We start from the raw sequence: 20,269 nt of genomic DNA, 5'->3' as shown, positions 1-20,269 counted from the left end.
GATGGCGAAAGCACATTGGATGGTTCGATTAACACGTATAGCGCTTTGGCTGTTCGTGCTTTTCGGCTGTTTTATGGTTCTTATTTATTCGCCATTTTATTCGCAGTGGATGGTTGCCGCCTTAAATAAATTTGCTGCGGTGGATGTCAATCCTGTGGCCGCACAAAGTCAGCAAATGGCCGGACTTAGTGAGCATGAAAGCTTAGAGCCCGGTTCGAAGCTTTGGATTGCGCGCCAAGCGTATTTAAAGGTCATGCAAGAGGCGATACAAAGCCATAACTCACAGGATTTCACCATTATCCAAGCGCGTTATAAAGCATTGCAGCAAGTCATTGAAGCTGAACAACAAGAAAATAATCAGGAAGACAAACCACGTATTCCGATGCTGGTTAAACCCATACAGAATGATTTATCCTATGAGGATCATCTGTCATTAGAAGATAATCAGTCGACAGAGGACAATACACCCACCGTAAAAGACTTATTAGATGTGAACAGCAGTGAAAATAAAGCACTGATTGAAAAATATGTAGAATTTTTACACACGCATAAAATTGAAGCAGAGCAGCCAAACGATACACAACCTATTGTTGATGACAGCACTTACCAAGATATTATTAAACTAAATGAGCAGAATCAGCCCGTCATCCCACAAGGTGAAAAACCGTATGCTATTGTGGTTTTAGGCGGCGGACTGACCTTAGATAAGAAAAGTAAAGAGATTGTGGTGAATAACTACACGCGGCTACGGTTAGAAAAAACCTTGGCTGTTGAAAAACAATATCAATTACCTATTGTACTGAGTGGGGTTGAAGCACCGTACATGCAGCAATGGTTAAAAGAGCGCGGTGTAGAGGCTAAACTACTGGAAGATCGCAGTATGAATACCTGTGAAAATTCTCGTTTTAGTTCGTTATTATTACAAAAAAAAGGTGGAGCACCACGCGTGATTTTAATTACTGATCGTTATCACATGCCGCGGACACGGCGTTTATTTGCTTTAAATGGGATTGAAACAGTGCCGATTGAAGCCCCGATTCCAACCCATTTGACCAAGTGGCAGCCCAGCCAACAAAATTATGATCATAGTCGCCGTGCCAATTATGAAATGTTAGCCACCATTCGTGATGTTTGGTTTGGGTCAAGCGATTGTCGAGAGGTGCCTTAATGCCGGATATCCCATTTCTAAATCCAAGCATTTTAAAACAATTAAATTTACCTGTGCCCAGTCGGGAAAGTACGCCACAACTGCTAGAAGCTTTAAATCTGAATCGACCTTATTTACCTTCCGTAGAAATTCAAGCTTATCGTAAATTATATGGCTTGGATGTATTGGAGGGGCAGCAGTGGCAAGGCTATGTACAAATGCCCTTGTTTAAATTGCATGTGCAAGTCTTTCAGCCCAATTTAGCGTTGCTGCCATTTAATAAAATTCGCGGTACAGTATTTTTATTACACGGTTATTTGGAACATAGTGGAATTTATCAACCAATTATTCGTGAAGTACTGGAACAAGGCTTTAGTGTTATTACGTATGATTTACCGGGACACGGCCTAAGTGATGGTTCACCGGCAAGTATTAAAAGCTTCGACCATTATCAACAGGTTTTACAAGCGGTTTATCATTATGTTAAAAATGCTGAGCAACTGCCCAAACCGTGGCTCGGGATTGGACAAAGTACCGGTGGCGCAATTTGGCTACATCATCTATTAGACTTTGCCGAACGCCGTGAAGATCCCTATGTTAAGCGTGTGTTATTGCTGTCTCCATTAATTCGACCGGCCAAATCTGCGTGGTGGCATAATTCGATGGGTTTAGGCATCATTCGCCGTATTAAGCGTCAAGTGCCACGCCACTTTAAACGTAACAACCACAATCCGGAATTCTTGCGCTTTGTACGCTTAAAAGATCCATTACAGCCACGTATGATGGGCATGGATTGGATTTTGGCCATGTCAAAATGGATGCAACAAATGGAAGCCCGTCCCGCTTGCCGCATTCCGGTATGGTTGGCGCAAGGTGCGCAAGATCAGACCGTAGATTGGCGTTATAATATTGAATTTATTCGTGCCAAATTTCGTCTGCAAACCTTATTAATGTTAGAAGAGGGTTCGCATCAATTGATCAATGAACGTGCTGATATTCGTGCCGCATTGACGGGATTAATTCCGGCCTTTTTGCATGCACAAGGTTCAGATGGTTATTACTAAAATACCCGCGTGATTAAAATTTTTAAATAAAAAGAGATGAATACTTTCCAGTATTCATCTCTTTTTTACATTCAAATAAAGTCTTGAGCACTATTTAAATGTTTAGACCGCGCTCATCTGTTTAAAAATGATCGGCATGCGCCAGTTTCCACATACGAGAATAAAAATTTTCCTCATCTTGATCGGTGCTGTGAAGCAATTCACCATCTTGCAGCCAGAAGTGCAATTGTGCGTAGTTCTTAATTTCTCGGTCATTAATGCGCTGTGCCAAATGGTGCGCTTTAAGATCTGCTGGATGTTTAAGGCCTGCGGCGGCAATCATCTCGGATAACGCATGCATGGTATTTTTATGAAAATGTAACACGCGTTCAGCTTTGGTGGGAACATCTAAAGCTTTTTGTCGGTCTTTATCTTGCGTAGCTACACCGACAGGGCATTGATTGGTGTGGCAGCTTTGCGCTTGAATACATCCCACTGCAAACATAAAGCCACGCGCTGAATTGACCCAATCGGCACCCAGTGCCATGGTGCTTGAAATATCAAAAGCACTGATGATTTTACCACTGGCACCGACTTTAATTTGCTCTCTAAGTCCTGCGCCGACCAAAGTATTGTGCACAAACAACAAGCCTTCTCGTAACGGTGTACCCATGTGATCAATCAGTTCGATGGGGGCTGCACCTGTTCCACCTTCAGCGCCATCGACCACAATAAAATTGGGGACAATTTTCGTTTCCAGCATGGCCTTTACAATGCTCATAAACTGCCAAGGTTGTCCGATACACAATTTAAAACCGACTGGTTTTCCATCGGAGAGTTCACGAAGTTGTTGAATAAACTGCATCATTTCAATGGGTGTGCTAAATGCCGAATGTTGAGACGGCGACACACAATCATGTTCACGACTAACACCGCGAATTTGAGCAATTTCCTCAGAAATCTTATCTTTGGGTAAAATACCACCATGACCGGGTTTTGCACCTTGCGATAATTTAATCTCGATCATCTTAATTTGCGGTAAACGCGCTTGTTGGGTAAATTTCTCTGGATCAAATTGTCCCTCTAGCGTTCGGCAACCAAAATAACCACTGCCCAATTCCCAAACAATATCGCCGCCATGTTCTAAGTGATACGGACTAATACTGCCTTCACCAGTATCGTGATAAAAACCACCCTGATAAGCGCCTAAATTTAAGGCACGAATTGCATTGGCACTTAAGCTGCCAAAGCTCATGGCAGAGATATTCATAATGGAAGCGCTATAAGGCTGTTTACATTGCTGATTGCCAATAGTGACGCGAAAGCTATCCGGATGCGCAGGTTCACACGGTGTAATGGAGTGCGTAATAAAACGATAATCTTCTTGATAGACATCAATAATGGAGCCAAAAGGTTTATCTGAATTCTCATTTTTGGCACGTTGATAAACTAAGCTGCGCTGCATACGTGAAAAGGGCAAAGCATCTTGATCGGATTCAATAAAATACTGCCGAATTTCAGGCCGAAATTCTTCAAAAATAAAGCGAAAATGGCCAATAATTGGATAGTTCTTTAAAATAGAATGCTTGTTTTGTAATACATCATATAAACCGATCACACTTAAAAGGCCAGAAATCAGCCAAATTGAATTTAATAGGGTTTCTGAAACAAAATAATAAATATAATGCGGTGCGTAATTCAGATGAAACCAAGTAATCGTTAAAGCGATAAAAATACAAGCCAACCACACGGAATTACGAGAGAAAAAAGTATTTAAAAGTTTATGTCTAACGATTTGAACTGGACCCGGCATTCTTAATTTTTCCCCATAGCATAATCAATCACTTGAATGTGCCTAGTTTATAAATGATGTACAAGTTTTGATTTGTAAAACACTTCACCTGCATCTTCGAAGCATATTATTCTTTTTTATTCTATCGATCATAAATGATCATTGGGACTAAAACTTAATCTTAGTTGTTGGACTCTTTGATTTAAAAATATTCTCTATTTGCGATATTATTTTTAACAGAATCGTAAGCAAAACCTTAAGCTAAAATTAAAATCAATTTTATTGGTCTAACAGGGCATTTTTTTAAAATCACGATTTACCTCATTTAAACAGAGTAGCTTAAAAAGAGGATCTCAATAAAACATAAAGTCCCACGAATGGGGACTGTATAGAATTTGGTTCAAGCGCTGAATTTAATCGACAAGTTGACGTACTGCATTTGCCACTTCAATCGGTTCTATCTGCTGAATTTTATTGCCAAAGCCTCTTAACCACCACACCAATTGAGAGGTAAAAGGCACGTTGGCCGTCACTTGCGCCAGACCATCTGCTAACTTCTCAATAGTTTGATCTTTACTGAGCTGACTTTCATCAAAGTAATGCGCATCTTGTTCAGACATAATCAGTTTAAGTACAATATTTTGCGTGGCTTGATTATAGTCAACTCTAAAACCCAATGCCCCAGAGTCGATATAAGCATCAATATCAAAATCGACAGGATGCATGGCGCGTGAATTTAACACACTGGCCGATTTAAAGCGGTGTAATGCAAAGGTTTGAATATCCGTTTTATCTTGTCGGGTACAAATTAAATAAATAATTGCACCTTTTTGCACCAATCCCAGCGGATTCAATATATAGGTTTTTTCTTCACCAGACAGATTACGGCCTTGATAAACACATTCTAATTGCTTGTCTTGAAGTAAGCCTTCATAAATTGCTTGTTGCGCCTGTTTTTCAACTACAGGCGGAATCAACGGCTGAGTGGCAGGAACAATACGCACGCGATTAATCCATTGTCGGACATTATTTTGAGTCGATAAACTGCGCCGTGCCAAATCAAACCACGGATTCATTTCTTCAATTAAACTGGGCGGCAGTAAATGTTTTAAATGCTCCTCGACCATCATAAAGGTCACTGCTTGCGAACTGGTCATATGCGGTAGGCTTTGGATTGGGGCATCTGAGCGCCAACGCCAGCCTTGTGGTACGGTTTTACTGCTTTCAATTGGGAAACGTAACGAAATCTGGTTTAAGTCGCGCTGGATGGTACGTAGGCTGATATCAATGCCTTCACGTTGCAAAATCTCTTGTAATTCACGCGTACCCATCCACTTACCTGTAGACAGACGCGATAGGATTTGCCATTGGCGATATAGACTGTTTGAGGTTTCTTTTTCTTGTAAAGACATAACTAAAATTAAAAACGGAGTCGATTGTTTATAGCTGCATTAAATCACGAACACAATAAGAAAACTGAGTATTTTATGCTGTTTGTATTTCCTTATTGATTTGTATAGATTATTTATCTGTAAATGAAAAATAAAAACTGTAATAGTAAAATTCTGACCCAGATTAGCCTAAAGAGCCAATAAGTGATCTGCAATAATGAAAATACCCTTGATAGATGTAATTTATCGAAGTTATAAAATGCCCATATTTGAGATCAATGATCAGATCGCCATTTTTCAGCAGATTTCTGTATCAGAATAATTTAAACAAGTCCTATTTGGGCTATTGAGTAAAAATATGTCGCTTTTTTGTAGGTATAAATAAGGTTTATGTGAGAAATACGGGCTAATGCAGTTGGGTGCTGTAGTTTGTGCTTAAGCAAAACCGCACTATTTTTCGATATTTCTTATTATCTAACGCCGTTTGAAGATGTGTAAACAGTCAGGAGTATTTAACGGATTTGAGAGGGGTTTATAGTCTACTTAAATTGCCTTCAGCTTTATTTATGCCATAGCATCTTATACGCTTATTTTTAACATGAATAATTGAGCGGTCAGTGAAATAAAAGAACAGGATGTATTCATCATTTTGATTGATAAACATTTAACCATGAGAGTGAAATCGTGATTTTATTACAGAGTAGTAAGGCTCAACATGTTTTTTGGTTGGGCCGATATTTAACTCGTATTCAGTATTTATGTAGTCAGTTTCCATTTTATGATAATCAAGCCGCTCTGCAATATGCACATGCTTTTTGCTTACCTGCCTTCGATGCCAGTTCATTGAATGTATTGTTATTTGATGAGGAGCAGCCTTCATCTTTTGCTCAGCAATTTCAAGCTGCGCGGCACAATATACAAGCGTTAGATGAGGTCTTTTCTGCACAAACGTATAGTGAACTCAAGCAACTCATTCACACTGCTGATAATAATACGGCTTATATCTGCGAAGTAGCGGCCGAGTGTAAGGAAGTCATTGAATTAGAATCTGAAGATATTTTCATATTTTTTAGTTTAGGTCAAAATATAGAACAATTAAATCGTCAAATTCGTTTAAAACAAGACCAAACCGCCACACTGATTGAGCTGGATAAAATTATTACCTTGTTGTCTAAGATACGAGGCAGTCGGATAAAGAAAGTCTGGCAACAATTAAAATCAAATCCGGACAGTACACATTTTTATCATTTTAGTGATCATATCGAGAATTTATTTGAGTTAAGTGCGTAAGCGCAGTAAATCATCCACGTGATAGATCTGGGTTGATTGATTCTGTGAGAATGACAGTATTTAATAAAAATAAGTGCTATTGTTTGGGTACTATTCATGCATTATTTGCGCTGAACCTGTATTTCCAATTCTGATTCAATATAAGCACTGTTCATCTTTGCTAAGCTCATGTTGCGGTTGCTTGGAAATGCCTCTGAATGTCAGATAGAGAAAATCCTCAGGAGTTGTGGATGACTTATTGTTGTGGGTTACGTTTAAAAGATGGATTGATTTTTGTCAGTGATACCCGTACGAATGCGGGAGTAGATCATATTTCAGTATTTCGTAAGCTCTATACTTTTGGTATAGAGGGAGAGCGATTTATTACCATACAAACTTCAGGAAATTTAGCCACCACGCAAGCGGTCATTGGTCATTTAAACAATCATCTGGAATTAAAAGTAGAGCCCAATCTATATAGCGTTAATACCATGTTTGAAATGGCGGAGTTGGTGGGAGATCTGCTCAAAAAAGTCATTACGGATGTCACAGACGATATTCAAGAGCGCAGTAATTATTATTGTAGTTTACTGTTAGGTGGGCAAATTGGTAATACCACGATGCAACTGTATAATATCTATCCGCAAGGGAATTTTATTAGCGCCACTGAAGATACGCCTTATTTTCAAATTGGTGAAAGTAAATATGGTAAACCGATACTCGATCGCGCTTTAAGCTATGAAATGCCACTTGATGAAGCCGCTCGCTGTTGTCTTATTTCGTTTGATTCTACTTTGCGCTCTAATGTTTCAGTGGGGATGCCTTTGGACCTTATTGTATATAAAAAAGATTCGCTGCATATTTCCAATGGCAAACGTATTTACCAAGAAGATCCTTATTTTAGGCAGCTGAGTAAAGAGTGGTCAGATACTTTACGCCTAGGTTTGCAACAATTGCCTGTTCCAACGGCTGATTATCTAGAATAGTCGTATGGTGTTCTGATTAAGAGCAGGGCAAAGCAAAGATGAATCTTTATATTCTAGTCTGGCCGCTGGTCAGATGGTTTCAATTCAATAAAACCCAAGCAGAACTTGGGTTTTATTGGATAGGATTTTTACTTTCTTTTTGGGCGCGCACTTAAGCGGCAAAGAAGTTCATAGCCAATTGTGGCATTGGCTTTAGCGACATCATCTACAAGGCGCTGTTTACCCCAAAGCTCTACTTCTGTACCAATTCCGGCATTAAGTCCGGTCACATCAACCGCAATCATATCCATGGCCACACGACCGATAATCGGTCTTTGTTTACCGTTAATCACCACATAGTTTTGATCAATAAAAGCCCGTGGATAGCCATCGCCATAACCAATGGAGACAATGGCCAGTTCAGTGTCTTTTTGAGCAGTAAAAGTCGAGCCATAACCGACGTGTTCACCAACACCAATTTGGTTTAATGCCATAATTTCAGCAGTAAAGGTCATCACTGGTTTAAGGTCTAAATCAGCAGCCGTTCGATCTGCAAAAGGCGATGCGCCGTATAACATAATACCGGGGCGTACAAAATCAAAGTTTAATTCTGGCCACTGATACAGCGCTGCTGAGTTGCAGCAAGAGGCCAGAATGGGCGCGCATGCTTGTTTAACAGCAAGAAATTGATTTTTTTGTTGCTCATTTAAGAGGTGATTTTCTACATCGGCATTGGCAAAATGCATGGTCAGTACACAGGTAAATCCTGAGGCTTTAAGTTTTTGAATAACCTCAATAATCTCAGAAATTTTAAAACCAATTCGGTTCATGCCGCTATTCAGCTTGACCCAGACTTTTAAATTTTGTGCAATATACTGCTGTTGATGGGCATATAACCAGTCTAGTTGTTGCTGATGATGCACCATGCATTCAACGTTATGTTCAATTGCTAGTTGCATCTCATCAATCGAAAAAACACCTTCAATTAAGGTGATAGGATGCTGATCGCCAAGTTGGCGAATTTCCAGCGCTTCTTCAAGGCAAGCCACGCCAAAAGCATCGGTTTCACTTAAGGCAGTTAAACAGTCTTTAACGCCATGCCCATAGGCATTGGCTTTTACCATACTTAAAATTTGAGCAGTGGGTGCAAGTTGTTTCACGCGATTTAAATTATATTGCAGCGCTTCTCTATCAATATAAACTGTTGCTTGGCGCACCTTTTGACTCCTTAAAATATTGCTTGCATGATCATCATTTAATCAAATGGTTAAATGATGATTAGCGCAATTTATAGATGAATAAGCCCACATGTTATGAGTGAGATGATCAGTATAATGAAGGGTTTTATTGTATGCCTATGGCTTAAAATAAACAGTATGTAGGTATCGGTTTCACCCTAAAATTAAACTGGATTGTGCAAAATAGTGAAATAAATGCGCAAGGCACTTTTATTTTAGACCACTTAAAATTGATCTTTTCTAAAACGCACTGTATTAAAAAAGCACTTAAAGTACGCAGGTTTAAATTTCAATAAAAGAGATATAAAAAAACGAGGCCATCGCCTCGTTTAAATTGTGATTATTCATCATCACTGTATTGTGAGTAAAACTCGGGTGAAAGGTTACTAAAGCGCGTGTATTGACCTTCAAAGGCTAAACGAACTGTACCAATTGGACCATTACGTTGTTTACCAATAATAATTTCTGCTGTGCCGGCTTCTTTTGAGTCTTTGTTATAGACATCATCACGATAAATAAACATGATTAAATCCGCATCTTGCTCAATCGCTCCCGATTCACGTAAGTCAGACATCACTGGACGTTTATTGGGACGATTTTCTAATGAACGGTTCAGCTGTGACAGAGCAATCACCGGACATTTCATTTCTTTTGCCAGTGCTTTTAAGCTACGAGAAATTTCAGAAATCTCACCGACACGGTTATCGCCCATACCCGGAACTTTCATCAGTTGTAGATAATCGACCATAATACAGCCAATTTTACCGCCATGCGCTTTGGCAATTCGTCGTGCACGCGCACGTAATTCAGTCGGTGGTAAAGCAGAAGAATCATCAATATATAGATTTTTTTCTTGTAACTGTAAAATTGTACCGGTTACTTTAGACCATTCATCGCCATCTAATTTACCTGAGCGTAAGTGTCCTTGATGAACTTTACCGTAGGCTGAAATTAGACGCATAGCGATAGAATCGGCAGGCATCTCCATAGAAAATACTAAAGCCGGTAAGTCACAGTTAAATAACACACTTTCAATGAGATTCATCGCAAACGTGGTTTTACCCATAGACGGACGGGCGGCGACAATAATTAAATCGCCAGATTGCATACCGGAAGTTTTATTATCTAATTCCATAAAACCGGTGGTTAAACCAGTAATACTACCTTCCATTTGTGACAGTTCATTTAGTTTGTCAAACACGTCGGCAACGACTGCATTAATCGGTTTTGGCCCTTGCGCCTTGGCATTATTATTATGCTGTTCTGCGATAGAGAAAATATTGGTTTCAGCCAGATCTAAAATTTCACTGACACTCCGGCCTTTGGTGTCATAGGCATTTTGTAAAATTTCAGAGCTGACTTTAATCATGCCGCGTAACGTTGCAAATTCTTTAATTTTATTGGCATAGGTTTCAAGGTTATAAAAACTAGAAGGGGAGTCTGCCATGAGTTGCATTAAATATTCTTCACCGCCGACTGCATCAAGCAAATTTTGCTTAATTAACCAGTCGTTGACCAGTACCGCATCATAAGGAGAGTTTTCTTGCGTCAATTTTTCAATGGCGCGAAAAATATATTTGTGCCGTGTGGCATAGAAATCATTTTCACTCAGTACATCACCCACTTGTTCAAACGACTCAGCCACTGTCATCAGTGCTGCAAGCACTGCTTGCTCAATGGCTAAGTTATGTGGCGGAGTACGGAACTCTTTTAATTGGCTCGGTTCATGACCTTTATTGTCTACTTTAGATGCGCTAAACGTAGCATTGGCATTCGCCTGTGACATATAAAACCCTAATTTTTAAATGCAATATAGAAATAACTTGAAAAATTGCAACAAAGAATAAATTTCAACCATTGTGCTAGTAACAGATAATACGCGCTCTTAAAAAAAATGCGAATCGAAAATTTCATTCAGCTAAAAACAGTCAAAATAAATTTTGATCAGGAGGTGAAATGCTTGACATAAGCTATTTGGACTATTTTTAGAGATAAAAAAAGAGTATGCAAAAGCATACTCTTTTTTGTGCAAAAATTACTCAGATACGATAGTAACGAGAACTTCAGCAATAACATCATGATGCAATTGGATTGCGATGTTAAATTCACCAGTGTTGCGAAGCGCACCATTTGGTAAACGAACTTCTGCACGGTCAACTTCAAGACCGGCATTCGTTAACGCGTCAGCGATGTCACGAGAACCGATTGAACCGAATAGTTTACCTTCATCACCAGCTTTAGCAGTGATAACGATGTTAACTTCGTTCAATTGGTCAGCACGTGCTTGAGCAGCAGCTAAAATATCAGCTTCTTGCTTTTCAAGTTCAGCGCGACGAGTTTCAAAAGCAGCAGTATTCGACTCAGTCGCTGCTACTGCTTTACCTTGAGGGATAAGAAAGTTGCGGCCGTAACCAGCTTTAACTGAAACTTTATCGCCTAATTTGCCAAGGTTTTTAATGCGTTGTAGTAAAATAATATCCACAGCTCAACCTCACTTATGATTGTCAGTGTAAGGGATCAAAGACAAATAGCGAGCTTGTTTAATCGCAAGCGCTAATTGACGTTGGTAACGAGCTTTAGTACCTGTAATACGGCTAGGAACAATCTTGCCATTTTCAGTGATGTACTGTTTTAAAGTATCGATATCTTTATAATCGATGTACGCAACTTTCTCAGCTGTAAAGCGGCAGAACTTGCGACGACGGTAAAAACGTGCCATTTATGTTCTCCTTATGCTTCAGCAGAATCTTGAGATTGTTGTGCTTCTTCACGTTGAGCTTTACGCGCACGCTTTTCTTCAGCACTTTTAGCAAGCAACGACTCTTCAGTAATTGCGTGTTCACGACGAATAATGACGTTGCGAAGGATCGCATCATTATAGCGGAACAATTCTTCTAATTCATTTAGCGTAGTTTGACCACATTCAACGTTCATTAGAATGTAGTGCGCTTTGTGAATTTTGTTAATTGGGTAAGCCAATTGACGGCGGCCCCAATCTTCTAGACGGTGAATTTGACCTTCAGCATCTTTGATGTGAGTTAGGTAACGTTCTACCATACCCACAACTTGATCGCTTTGGTCTGGATGTACCAATAGTACGATTTCGTAGTGACGCATTGTCAGCTCCTTACGGTTTATACAGCCCCTAACTAAATAAGACTCAGGGGCAAGGAGTCACAACCTAAGTCGTGCCGCATAAATTGCGAAGCGTGATTTTAGGGCTTTTAGCCTGAAATTACAAGGGAATCTTTTATGTGTGGTGTATTTAGCTGCGCGCTTTAGAACGCAGTAGAAAAACAACATAGCCTTTAAAATTTACATCGGTTTCAAAAAAATGGTGCTTTGAAATCAAACCATGTTGAACCAAGCCCACTTTATAAGGCAACTTAAGCGCAGTCACGCGCTTTAAGTAATCAAGATAGTTGCTCACGGTATGATTGCCTTGATAGCTTTGAATCACCAGTTCATCAATGTTTTTTGCCAATATATCTAAGGTTTGGGTGTCTTTTACGTTGCTCCAGTCCAATAAACCAGTAATACTCAGTTGATATTTTTGAGGCAGTTGAGTTCGAATTTTCTGTAAAAAAAGCGCATAGTCTTTTAGATTCTTGGTCTTACTATCAAAATCAATTTGTAAGCCTTGGATGTGATTACCTGCATTTTCCCATTGTGCTATTCGTTTTAAGATGAGCTGTACATTCTCTGTTGTCCAATTGAGATGATGCGTTCTAAACACCAACCAAATTTTCTTCTTTGGCTGTATTAAAACGGATATACCTTGCGGTATGAGAATCGATTTTTTGTTAGTAGCATCAACTATAATCTCACCTTGTAAAATATACAGCTCTTGGGCTTTGCTTAAGTAGGGCGCGCTTGAGATATCGCCCCAAATCCAAAAAGCGGAATAATCTTTTGCATCAACACGATTGATTGGTGTCGCCGACTGTGTAGGCTGACACGCACTCAAAAATAAGCTCAAAAAAAGCAGTAAAATAGTCTGAGTAAGCCGTATCATTGCTTTAAATCACCAATAATATTTAAGCGATTTAGCCCATGTGCTGTTGGGGTAATCACGTTTTAATTCATCAAACCAGCGCTTTCTCACCGTTTTAGCGACATCCTGATCATGACATTCGTTGTCGCCTGCGGGTGCATAGCATTGAATAGCGCGGTACAAAGCATAGGCTTTAATCTCGCTTTTGCTTGGCGTACTTATAATGTCTTTATAAACTTCGCCACGTTTAAAAATAGGGCCTTGCACGGTAGCGTGCTGTTTTTCTGTAGCGGTAAGCCTATTTATCTGCCAACTTTGTTCACTTCTAAAAAACTCACCTAAGCATAATCTTAAGTCCAGATCCTGTGGTTTTTCGCTTAATTGTAAGCCCAATAGTTTAAGTTCTGGACACTTTAGTTGAGGGGTAATAACGCTGCCTTTCCAAATGAAGTTGGCCAAAGGAGGATAATTTTTAAGCATAGTGCTTTCACTGTTATATCCTTTGTACTGTGCTGCATGGGTTGGAAGCGAGCGATAGGCCTGATTAAATAAACTAAAATTTTGATGCACCAGCGACTTATTGAGCAATGTGTATAGTGCTAAATTTTTCTGTGCAATATTGGCTGTAGAGGATTCAACCATCTTGATTAAGCTGTATTCATTAGCAGATTGCTCAATAAAGCTTTTTTGCAGTGATAATTGTTTGATTTTGGCATTAGCGCCAATAAAAGCCTCTAGGTTTTGTTGTTTAAGATAATGTGGATAGAGTGCCAATTCAAATAAACCGCGTTGATATACAGTTTTTGCTTGCCCAAGCAGGTTTTCCCAATAGCGCTGGGCATTCGCTTGTGGCTCGATTTTATCTAAAATACGGCCTTTTAAGAATGCTTGGCTCAGTTGTAAATAAGTACTGATACTTTTTGGATTTTCTGTAGGTAAGTAATTTAAAGCCTCTTGGGGTTTGTTTTGCACAAAGAATAAATGATTGGCTTGTAAATATTGAAATAATTCGGGCTGCTGTTTGAAGGAATCTTTTTGTGCATTCAGCTCAGTCCAACTGATGACGGTATCATCTTTAGTTTCCGGTTTACGCATCTGCATTAAATCGTAAATTACTAAAAAGAAAGGGTCTTCCAGTTTCTTCTTATGTAAATTTTCTGTCTGAAAAACATGACGATCAATCTCAAACGCCACATTCTGCATATCTAAATTATAAAATTTAGACTGCGGATGATTAATTTGCCAAGCCAATTCATTGCGTAATAAATCAGGTTGATTGTTTAACCAATAGCCACGGCGTAACAATCCACGCGCACTTGCAACATATCGCCCGTTTGGATAAAGCTCAAAATATTGAGTGATGCTGTTAAAAAAGTCTTTTAATAATACTGGATTAATTTTGTTTACATCAAGATCGCCATATTCAGCCAAACCACTTTGATAGGCGGCATTTAAGTTACTGCGAATGAGCATATATTGCGCAGTTTCTTTAAGCCAAGGTTGATCGACTTGAGTCAGTAAGGCATAAATTTTGGTGGCTGTAGAAAAATTCGTATTATAAAAAGCGATACTGGCATTTAAATAAGATGCATATTGCCGTGTATAGATCGACCAGTTTGGGTCAATGCGCATTAAAGACAGCGGCGCTGTGCATTCAAGTAATTTACTGCGTGCTTTAATCAGAATGTCTTTTTCAGAGGCTGATATATGGGCATCATTTTTCACCTGTTGAGTGAAATCGGATAAACCTGTGGTTATTGAGTTGCAATGCTCTTGATAAGAATAGGCCGCCGAAGATGTACTTTTTCCTGAGGAAGCGGATTTATTCTCAACACGTTGAGTAAAGGAGTTTACATCAAAAGGTACGCTACTATATTCGGTGTTCCAAAGCGATGCGGTAGGCTTGGGCGCTAACAGCGTCGCCAAGTTCTTATCACTTAACAGCAATAGGATATTAACGCGATTGTCATTGGCGGGGCTAAGTACAGGTAAGCTATCACAGGCAGTATATTGATTGTTTGAGAGTGTGGTGCTGGGCTGACATGAGATATCTGCACCGGCATGGCTGTGTATGGTGTATGCGCAAAGGGGCAACATAGAAAGATAAACAGTGGTGCGGATTGTTTTTAATAGCTTATGCATGGCTCATGGATTGAATTTGTTATTGTGAGATGAGTGTAGCAATTTTAAGCGGTAAGTGAAATAAAACAGAAATTTAAAAAAGAAAAAGAGATAGAGTTCAACTCTATCTCTTTAGAAAAACACGATTTTTGTCAAGGGTGCTGTAGAGGTAAAACTAAAACAGATGCTAATCACTGTAATTAAAATGACAGAAAATAGGAAAAAACGTTTTGCCCATAATTGATCATTTTCAGCTTTAAAACCAAGCACGCCAATATAAAACCAATAAATGCATAATGCATTTAAAATCACTAAGTACAGCCAATTTGCATAACCATAAACAAATAAAGCATTCATAGCGATGGTAAATAAAACCACATAAATCAGTGATTCAATTTTAGTGCGTAAAATAGAACGTGCGACAGGAAGAATCGGAATGCCTGCATTTTTATAGTCATCAAAGCGATAGATTGCAATTGCCCATGAATGTGGCATTTGCCAAAGCGCATAACCAATAAAAATAAGCAGTGCGGCCATGTCAAATTCATGACTAACAGCGGTGTATCCAATTATTGGTGGACTGGCCCCAGAAATACTTCCAATAACAGTTTGGTGAATGGTTGTACGTTTTGTCCACAGGCTGTAAAAAAGCACATAGACCACAAAACCAAGCACCGCAAATAGAAAAGCGTACGCATTTACCCAAAACCATAAAATAGCAAAACCAATCACACCCAGTACGGCAGCATAAGCTAACGCAATAGCAGGAGAGATGGTTTTAGTGACCATCGCACGATTTTTTGTGCGCTGCATTTTTTGGTCGATGTCTTGATCAATAACGTTATTGATCACACAACCAGAGGCCACCACCAAAGTGGTACCAATGAGGGTAATAAGCAATAAAAGGAAATCTACAGAACCTTGAGCGGCTAAGAAAAAGCCGCCCAAAGTGGTAACAAAGTTACCAAAGAGAATTCCTGGTTTAGTTAGGAATAAATACTTTTTCAGCATGTCAATCAGGTTAGATCATCATGTTGAAGTGCAAATAGTTCATGATCCATACAGAACCAATCAAAAGCACAGCAATACATAACACAGTATAGATAAATGCAATCACGTTCCAACGTTGCTCAGAAGACGAGTTCATGTGCAAGAAGAACATAAGCTGTACTAGAACCTGAACAGCTGCAGTAATAGCAATTACAGTAATCAAAATACCACGTGAAAATCCGCCACTCATGACCATTCCAAAAGGAATGATCGTGAGAATAACTGAGAGGATAAACCCGATAGTATACTGCTTCACGTTACCGTGCGATGCACCAGCAGAGTTGTGATCGTGACTCATTAGAGAACTCCCATCAAATAAACGACGCTGAATACACAGATCCAAACGATGTCAAGGAAGTGCCAGAACAAGCTTAGGCAAGCCAGACGACGCGTGTTGGCAAGAGTCAAACCATTTTTCTTGATTTGAACCATCAACAAGATCATCCACACCAAACCTGAAGTTACGTGAATACCGTGCGTACCGACTAAAGTAAAGAACGCAGATAGGAACGCACTTGTGGTTGGGCCATGACCTTCATGAACTAAGTGGCTAAACTCATAGAGTTCCATGCCGATGAAGCTAGCACCAAATAACCAAGTAATCGCCAGCCAAGTTAAAACTTGACCTACATTTTTTTTGTATGAAGCAAGTACGGCAAAACCGAAAGTCACAGAAGAGATCAGTAGCGCAAAAGTTTCAGTTAAAACGAAACCTAAAGAATCGCCAAAAAGCTCTTTTGCACTTGGTGTGCCCATTGGAATGTGACTGCTTAATACAGCGAACGCGATGAAGAGTGTCCCGAATAGGATCAAGTCACTCATCAAATAAGTCCAGAAACCAAAGACGGTGATGTCTGTATCATCGTGGTGATGATGCTCATCGTGGCCATGGTTGTCGTGATGAAGTACTTCAGCCATTGTCTTAGTCCTTCCTCAAGTGTTTTTCAAGAATCGCATAGCGTTCGTTTTCAATGCGTTCTACTTCAGCAGCAGGCACATAGTAATCCACTTTTTCAGTGAATGAACTTACGATAAACGAAACGATAGCACCAATGAATCCGATAGCGACTAACCACCAAATATGCCAGATTAAAGCAAAGCCCATAACAGTAATGAACATGGCAATAACAAAGCCAGCAGCACGGTTAGTTGGCATATGAATATCTTCATACTGGGTTGGTTTAACGTATGCGATACCATTTTCTTTGTCAGTCCAGAATGAATCAATACCATTGACCACTGGAAGATGAGCAAAGTTATAGAACGGAGCAGGTGAAGATGTTGCCCATTCTAAAGTACGGCCATCCCATGGATCGCCAGTAAGGTCTAGGTTGTCGTTGCGTTGTAAGAAACCAACAATGACTTGCATTAAGAAACATGCAATACCAAGTGCAACTAGAACCGCACCAAACAAAGCAATAGCAATGTACGGATCCCATTCAGGGTTGTCATAGGTATTTAAGCGGCGTGTCATACCCATGAAACCAAGGATATAAAGTGGCATAAATGCAAAGTAGAAACCGAAGAACCAGAACCAGAATGCAGCTTTGCCCCAAGCTTCATTTAATTTCCAACCAAACATTTTTGGCCAGTAGTAAATGATACCTGCGAACATACCAAACACTACACCACCAATAATTACGTTATGGAAGTGAGCGATTAAGAACAATGAGTTGTGTACCAAGAAGTCCGCTGGTGGAACTGCCATTAATACACCTGTTAAACCACCGATACCAAAAGTCACAAGGAAGCCAAGTGTCCAAAGCATTGGAGTGGTAAAGGTAATACGACCTTTATACATGGTGAACAACCACGAGAAGATTTTCACCCCAGTTGGGATGGCAATAATCATGGTCATGATACCGAAGAACGCGTTAACGTTGGCACCGGCACCCATGGTAAAGAAGTGATGCACCCATACAACAAAAGACAATACTGTGATTGCAACAGTTGCATACACCATTGATTTATAACCAAACAATGCTTTACGCGAGAAAGTCGCTACAACTTCTGAGTAAATACCAAATGCAGGCAATACCAAGATATATACTTCTGGGTGACCCCAAGTCCAAATCAAGTTCACATACAACATTGGGCTACCACCCAAGTCATTGGTAAAGAAGTGGAAATCGAAGTAACGGTCAAGGGTTAACATTGCAATAGTGGCGGTCAACACTGGGAAAGCCGCGATGATCAATACAGACGTACAAAGTGCAGTCCAAGTAAAGATCGGCATATCCATAAGGGCCATACCTGGGGCGCGCATTTTAATAATGGTAACAAAGAAGTTAACACCTGTTAAAAGCGTACCTAAGCCAGAAATTTGTAGTGCCCAAATATAGTAGTCAACACCTACGCCCGGAGAGTATTCAATACCTGACAGTGGAGGGTAAGCCATCCAACCTGTTGCAGCAAACTCACCTAAAGCAAGGGATGCCATCATTAAACCGACAGCGCCGGCAAACAACCAGAAGCTTAAAGAGTTTAATAATGGGAAGGCAACGTCACGCGCACCAATTTGTAAAGGCACAGCGATGTTCATTAAACCAACCACAAGACCCATCGCCACGAAGAAGATCATAATTACGCCATGCGCAGTAAAGATCTGATCGTAATGCTCGGGATGTAAATAACCTTCACCGCCACCTTTTGCAAGGAACAATTGAAGGCGCATCATGATCGCATCTGCAAAACCACGCACAAGCATGATTACAGATAAAAAGATGTACATGATACCAATTTTTTTATGGTCTACCGATGTGAACCATTCCGTCCACAAGTAGTTCCATTTTTTAAAGTAGGTGATCCCTGCAACAACAGCAAGGCCACCTAGAACCATCATTGCAACTGTTACCAATACGATTGGATCGTATGGAATTACATCGGGTCCTAACTTACCTAAGAAGCTCATGTCTTATTCCTCTACAGAAGCAGTCGCATGGTCAACATTTACATGCGCGCCAGAAGCCGCAGCTTCATGACCTACCGTTGCTGAGTGATCAGCACCGTGATAGTTGCTCATGTATTTATTAATCACCGATTCGAACAATTTAGGTTCAACTGAAGAATAGTAAGTCACTGGATGTGGCTTAGTTGGATAAGGCGTCATCGCTTCGGCAGCAGCCTTTTCTTCTGGAGTTGTCGCTTTTGCTATTAACGCTTCAATTTGGTGCTTACCGCGGTTACCATCACGTAAGGTTGCAAATTCAGTTTGGTCTAAAATACCTTTTTGAATTGCTTCAGGGTTAACTGAAGTACCATTACCTGCCTTAACTGCTGCTACCCAATTTGCAAACTGTTCATCTGTTACAGAATGAGCTTTAAAGCGCATTTGTGAGAAACCATAACCTGAATAGTTAGATGAGAAACCACGGAATATACCTGTTTCATCAGCCAATACGTTCAAGTGAGTTTGCATACCTGCCATGGCATAGATTTGACCAGACAAAGCAGGAATAAAGAACGAGTTCATTGTGAAGTTAGACGTAACACGTAAGCTTACCGGCGTTTTCTCTGGGAAGCGTAATTCGTTTACTGTCGCAATGCTTTGTTCTGGATAGATGAAGATCCACTTAAATTGTTCAGCAATAACTTGAACATTTAAAGTTGGCTTATCAGATTCAAGCGGGCGGTAAGGGTCATACTTATGCGTACCCCACCATGTTAGCCACGCTAGAATAGCAATAATAATAACGGGGATACCCCAAACTACAATTTCAATAGCTGTGGAGTGCGTCCAGGTAGGTTTATAGTCTGCGTCTTTATTCGATGCGCGATATTGCCAACTGAACCACAATGCCATGATAACTGATGGAATAACCACCAAAAGCATTAAGTAAATCGCAGTCATCATCAGGCCACTTTGACCTTCAGCAACTGGACCTTTTGAGTTCAGAAGTACCATATCACCACCACACCCAGTTAAGAGTGCAGCTAGCGCAGATAAAGACAATACAGCTAAAATTGTTTGTCTCATTTTACAACCTCGGTGAAGAGTCCCATTCCCTAATTTAATATGGGAGAGCGATTATAGTGTCGCGCATAATTGGAAATAACTTTCGCTTGAAAAGTCCAAGCATAGAAAAGCCTCCCAATGATGAGACACCGCTACGTTGTAGGGGATTATGCCTTATATTGGCAAACTAAGCTATATGAAAGTGGCTTTAAATGGCTGTTATCAGGGCGTATCTATGAGCTTGCAGCGCAAGTTTTGCTGTTGATATTTGATGAAATATCAATATTGTAGAAAAACAGGGAAG

Annotated in this window: 18 protein-coding genes; 4 read left to right on the top strand and 14 right to left on the bottom strand. The window is 40.0% G+C overall.

What is annotated here, in order from left to right; all coding sequences use genetic code 11:
- The first annotated feature begins 1 nt into the window (after nucleotide 1).
- Nucleotides 2–1,168 carry a YdcF family protein gene (locus tag SE27_RS08600; protein ID WP_039623898.1) on the top strand — a complete coding sequence of 389 codons (1,167 nt, stop codon included), beginning with the start codon at nucleotides 2–4 and terminating at the stop codon, nucleotides 1,166–1,168.
- On the top strand, nucleotides 1,168–2,211 hold the full coding sequence (locus SE27_RS08595) for an alpha/beta hydrolase (RefSeq protein WP_039622604.1): 1,044 nt from the start codon (nucleotides 1,168–1,170) through the stop codon (nucleotides 2,209–2,211). The genes SE27_RS08600 and SE27_RS08595 overlap by 1 nt, the downstream gene beginning before the upstream one ends.
- Nucleotides 2,212–2,332: 121 nt before the next feature.
- Here SE27_RS08595 and SE27_RS08590 read toward each other — a convergent pair whose 3' ends face one another.
- Both SE27_RS08590 and SE27_RS08585 read right to left on the bottom strand, forming a co-directional pair.
- Nucleotides 2,333–4,003 (bottom strand): FMN-binding glutamate synthase family protein, encoded by a 1,671-nt coding sequence (locus SE27_RS08590; RefSeq protein ID WP_039622602.1) that lies wholly within the window; start codon nucleotides 4,001–4,003, stop codon nucleotides 2,333–2,335.
- 392 nt (nucleotides 4,004–4,395) lie between these two features.
- On the bottom strand, nucleotides 4,396–5,394 hold the full coding sequence (locus tag SE27_RS08585) for a helix-turn-helix transcriptional regulator (protein ID WP_039622600.1): 999 nt from the start codon (nucleotides 5,392–5,394) through the stop codon (nucleotides 4,396–4,398).
- 666 nt (nucleotides 5,395–6,060) lie between these two features.
- Here SE27_RS08585 and SE27_RS08580 point away from each other — a divergent pair.
- On the top strand, nucleotides 6,061–6,663 hold the full coding sequence (locus tag SE27_RS08580; RefSeq protein ID WP_039623896.1) for an alpha-E domain-containing protein: 603 nt from the start codon (nucleotides 6,061–6,063) through the stop codon (nucleotides 6,661–6,663).
- 230 nt (nucleotides 6,664–6,893) lie between these two features.
- Nucleotides 6,894–7,628 carry a proteasome-type protease gene (locus tag SE27_RS08575; RefSeq protein ID WP_039622599.1) on the top strand — a complete coding sequence of 245 codons (735 nt, stop codon included), beginning with the start codon at nucleotides 6,894–6,896 and terminating at the stop codon, nucleotides 7,626–7,628.
- Nucleotides 7,629–7,756: 128 nt separating this feature from the next.
- Here SE27_RS08575 and alr read toward each other — a convergent pair whose 3' ends face one another.
- The 12 genes from alr to cyoA form a co-directional block, all read right to left on the bottom strand.
- Nucleotides 7,757–8,824, bottom strand: a complete 1,068-nt coding sequence (alr, locus tag SE27_RS08570; RefSeq protein WP_039622597.1) for an alanine racemase — start codon at nucleotides 8,822–8,824, stop codon at nucleotides 7,757–7,759.
- 361 nt (nucleotides 8,825–9,185) lie between these two features.
- The gene (gene dnaB, locus SE27_RS08565; RefSeq protein WP_039622595.1) at nucleotides 9,186–10,631 is read right to left on the bottom strand and encodes a replicative DNA helicase; all 1,446 of its coding nucleotides are present in this window, start codon (nucleotides 10,629–10,631) and stop codon (nucleotides 9,186–9,188) included.
- 249 nt (nucleotides 10,632–10,880) lie between these two features.
- Entirely contained in the window at nucleotides 10,881–11,327 is a 447-nt protein-coding gene (gene rplI / locus SE27_RS08560) for a 50S ribosomal protein L9 (protein WP_039622594.1), read from the bottom strand.
- A 9-nt stretch (nucleotides 11,328–11,336) separates the two neighbouring features.
- Nucleotides 11,337–11,564, bottom strand: a complete 228-nt coding sequence (gene rpsR / locus SE27_RS08555; protein WP_004648825.1) for a 30S ribosomal protein S18 — start codon at nucleotides 11,562–11,564, stop codon at nucleotides 11,337–11,339.
- Nucleotides 11,565–11,575: 11 nt separating this feature from the next.
- The gene (rpsF, locus tag SE27_RS08550; RefSeq protein WP_039622590.1) at nucleotides 11,576–11,962 is read right to left on the bottom strand and encodes a 30S ribosomal protein S6; all 387 of its coding nucleotides are present in this window, start codon (nucleotides 11,960–11,962) and stop codon (nucleotides 11,576–11,578) included.
- Between the two features lie 148 nt (nucleotides 11,963–12,110).
- The gene (locus SE27_RS08545) at nucleotides 12,111–12,860 is read right to left on the bottom strand and encodes a DUF3142 domain-containing protein (protein WP_039622588.1); all 750 of its coding nucleotides are present in this window, start codon (nucleotides 12,858–12,860) and stop codon (nucleotides 12,111–12,113) included.
- A gap of 9 nt (nucleotides 12,861–12,869) precedes the next feature.
- Entirely contained in the window at nucleotides 12,870–14,981 is a 2,112-nt protein-coding gene (locus SE27_RS08540; protein WP_039622587.1) for a hypothetical protein, read from the bottom strand.
- 111 nt (nucleotides 14,982–15,092) lie between these two features.
- Nucleotides 15,093–15,971 carry a heme o synthase gene (gene cyoE / locus SE27_RS08535; protein ID WP_039622585.1) on the bottom strand — a complete coding sequence of 293 codons (879 nt, stop codon included), beginning with the start codon at nucleotides 15,969–15,971 and terminating at the stop codon, nucleotides 15,093–15,095.
- Between the two features lie 10 nt (nucleotides 15,972–15,981).
- Entirely contained in the window at nucleotides 15,982–16,308 is a 327-nt protein-coding gene (locus SE27_RS08530; RefSeq protein WP_039622582.1) for a cytochrome o ubiquinol oxidase subunit IV, read from the bottom strand.
- Nucleotides 16,308–16,928, bottom strand: coding sequence for a cytochrome o ubiquinol oxidase subunit III (gene cyoC / locus SE27_RS08525; RefSeq protein WP_039622581.1), 621 nt, complete (start codon nucleotides 16,926–16,928; stop codon nucleotides 16,308–16,310). Before cyoC ends, SE27_RS08530 begins: the two co-directional genes overlap by 1 nt.
- 4 nt (nucleotides 16,929–16,932) lie before the next feature.
- Complete coding sequence (gene cyoB, locus SE27_RS08520; RefSeq protein WP_039622578.1) at nucleotides 16,933–18,921, bottom strand: cytochrome o ubiquinol oxidase subunit I; 1,989 nt, start codon at nucleotides 18,919–18,921, stop codon at nucleotides 16,933–16,935.
- 3 nt (nucleotides 18,922–18,924) lie between these two features.
- Entirely contained in the window at nucleotides 18,925–19,986 is a 1,062-nt protein-coding gene (cyoA, locus tag SE27_RS08515) for a ubiquinol oxidase subunit II (protein ID WP_039622576.1), read from the bottom strand.
- Nucleotides 19,987–20,269 lie beyond the last annotated feature (283 nt).

Source organism: Acinetobacter harbinensis, assembly GCF_000816495.1.
GTDB classification, from domain to species: Bacteria; Pseudomonadota; Gammaproteobacteria; order Pseudomonadales; family Moraxellaceae; genus Acinetobacter; species Acinetobacter harbinensis.
The sequence above is the reverse complement of the archived record's forward strand: the minus strand, read 5'-3'. Positions and strand labels throughout refer to the sequence as shown.

What these genes read in the sequence shown, in the direction of transcription:
- SE27_RS08600 (WP_039623898.1), top strand. Translation starts at nt 2, where the DNA reads ATGGCGAAAGCACATTGGATGGTTCGATTAACACGTATAGCGCTTTGG.
- SE27_RS08595 (WP_039622604.1), top strand. Translation starts at nt 1,168, where the DNA reads ATGCCGGATATCCCATTTCTAAATCCAAGCATTTTAAAACAATTAAAT.
- SE27_RS08590 (WP_039622602.1), bottom strand. Translation starts at nt 4,003, where the DNA reads ATGCCGGGTCCAGTTCAAATCGTTAGACATAAACTTTTAAATACTTTT.
- SE27_RS08585 (WP_039622600.1), bottom strand. Translation starts at nt 5,394, where the DNA reads ATGTCTTTACAAGAAAAAGAAACCTCAAACAGTCTATATCGCCAATGG.
- SE27_RS08575 (WP_039622599.1), top strand. Translation starts at nt 6,894, where the DNA reads ATGACTTATTGTTGTGGGTTACGTTTAAAAGATGGATTGATTTTTGTC.
- dnaB (WP_039622595.1), bottom strand. Translation starts at nt 10,631, where the DNA reads ATGTCACAGGCGAATGCCAATGCTACGTTTAGCGCATCTAAAGTAGAC.
- rpsR (WP_004648825.1), bottom strand. Translation starts at nt 11,564, where the DNA reads ATGGCACGTTTTTACCGTCGTCGCAAGTTCTGCCGCTTTACAGCTGAG.
- rpsF (WP_039622590.1), bottom strand. Translation starts at nt 11,962, where the DNA reads ATGCGTCACTACGAAATCGTACTATTGGTACATCCAGACCAAAGCGAT.
- SE27_RS08545 (WP_039622588.1), bottom strand. Translation starts at nt 12,860, where the DNA reads ATGATACGGCTTACTCAGACTATTTTACTGCTTTTTTTGAGCTTATTT.
- SE27_RS08540 (WP_039622587.1), bottom strand. Translation starts at nt 14,981, where the DNA reads ATGCATAAGCTATTAAAAACAATCCGCACCACTGTTTATCTTTCTATG.
- cyoE (WP_039622585.1), bottom strand. Translation starts at nt 15,971, where the DNA reads ATGCTGAAAAAGTATTTATTCCTAACTAAACCAGGAATTCTCTTTGGT.
- SE27_RS08530 (WP_039622582.1), bottom strand. Translation starts at nt 16,308, where the DNA reads ATGAGTCACGATCACAACTCTGCTGGTGCATCGCACGGTAACGTGAAG.
- cyoC (WP_039622581.1), bottom strand. Translation starts at nt 16,928, where the DNA reads ATGGCTGAAGTACTTCATCACGACAACCATGGCCACGATGAGCATCAT.
- cyoB (WP_039622578.1), bottom strand. Translation starts at nt 18,921, where the DNA reads ATGAGCTTCTTAGGTAAGTTAGGACCCGATGTAATTCCATACGATCCA.
- cyoA (WP_039622576.1), bottom strand. Translation starts at nt 19,986, where the DNA reads ATGAGACAAACAATTTTAGCTGTATTGTCTTTATCTGCGCTAGCTGCA.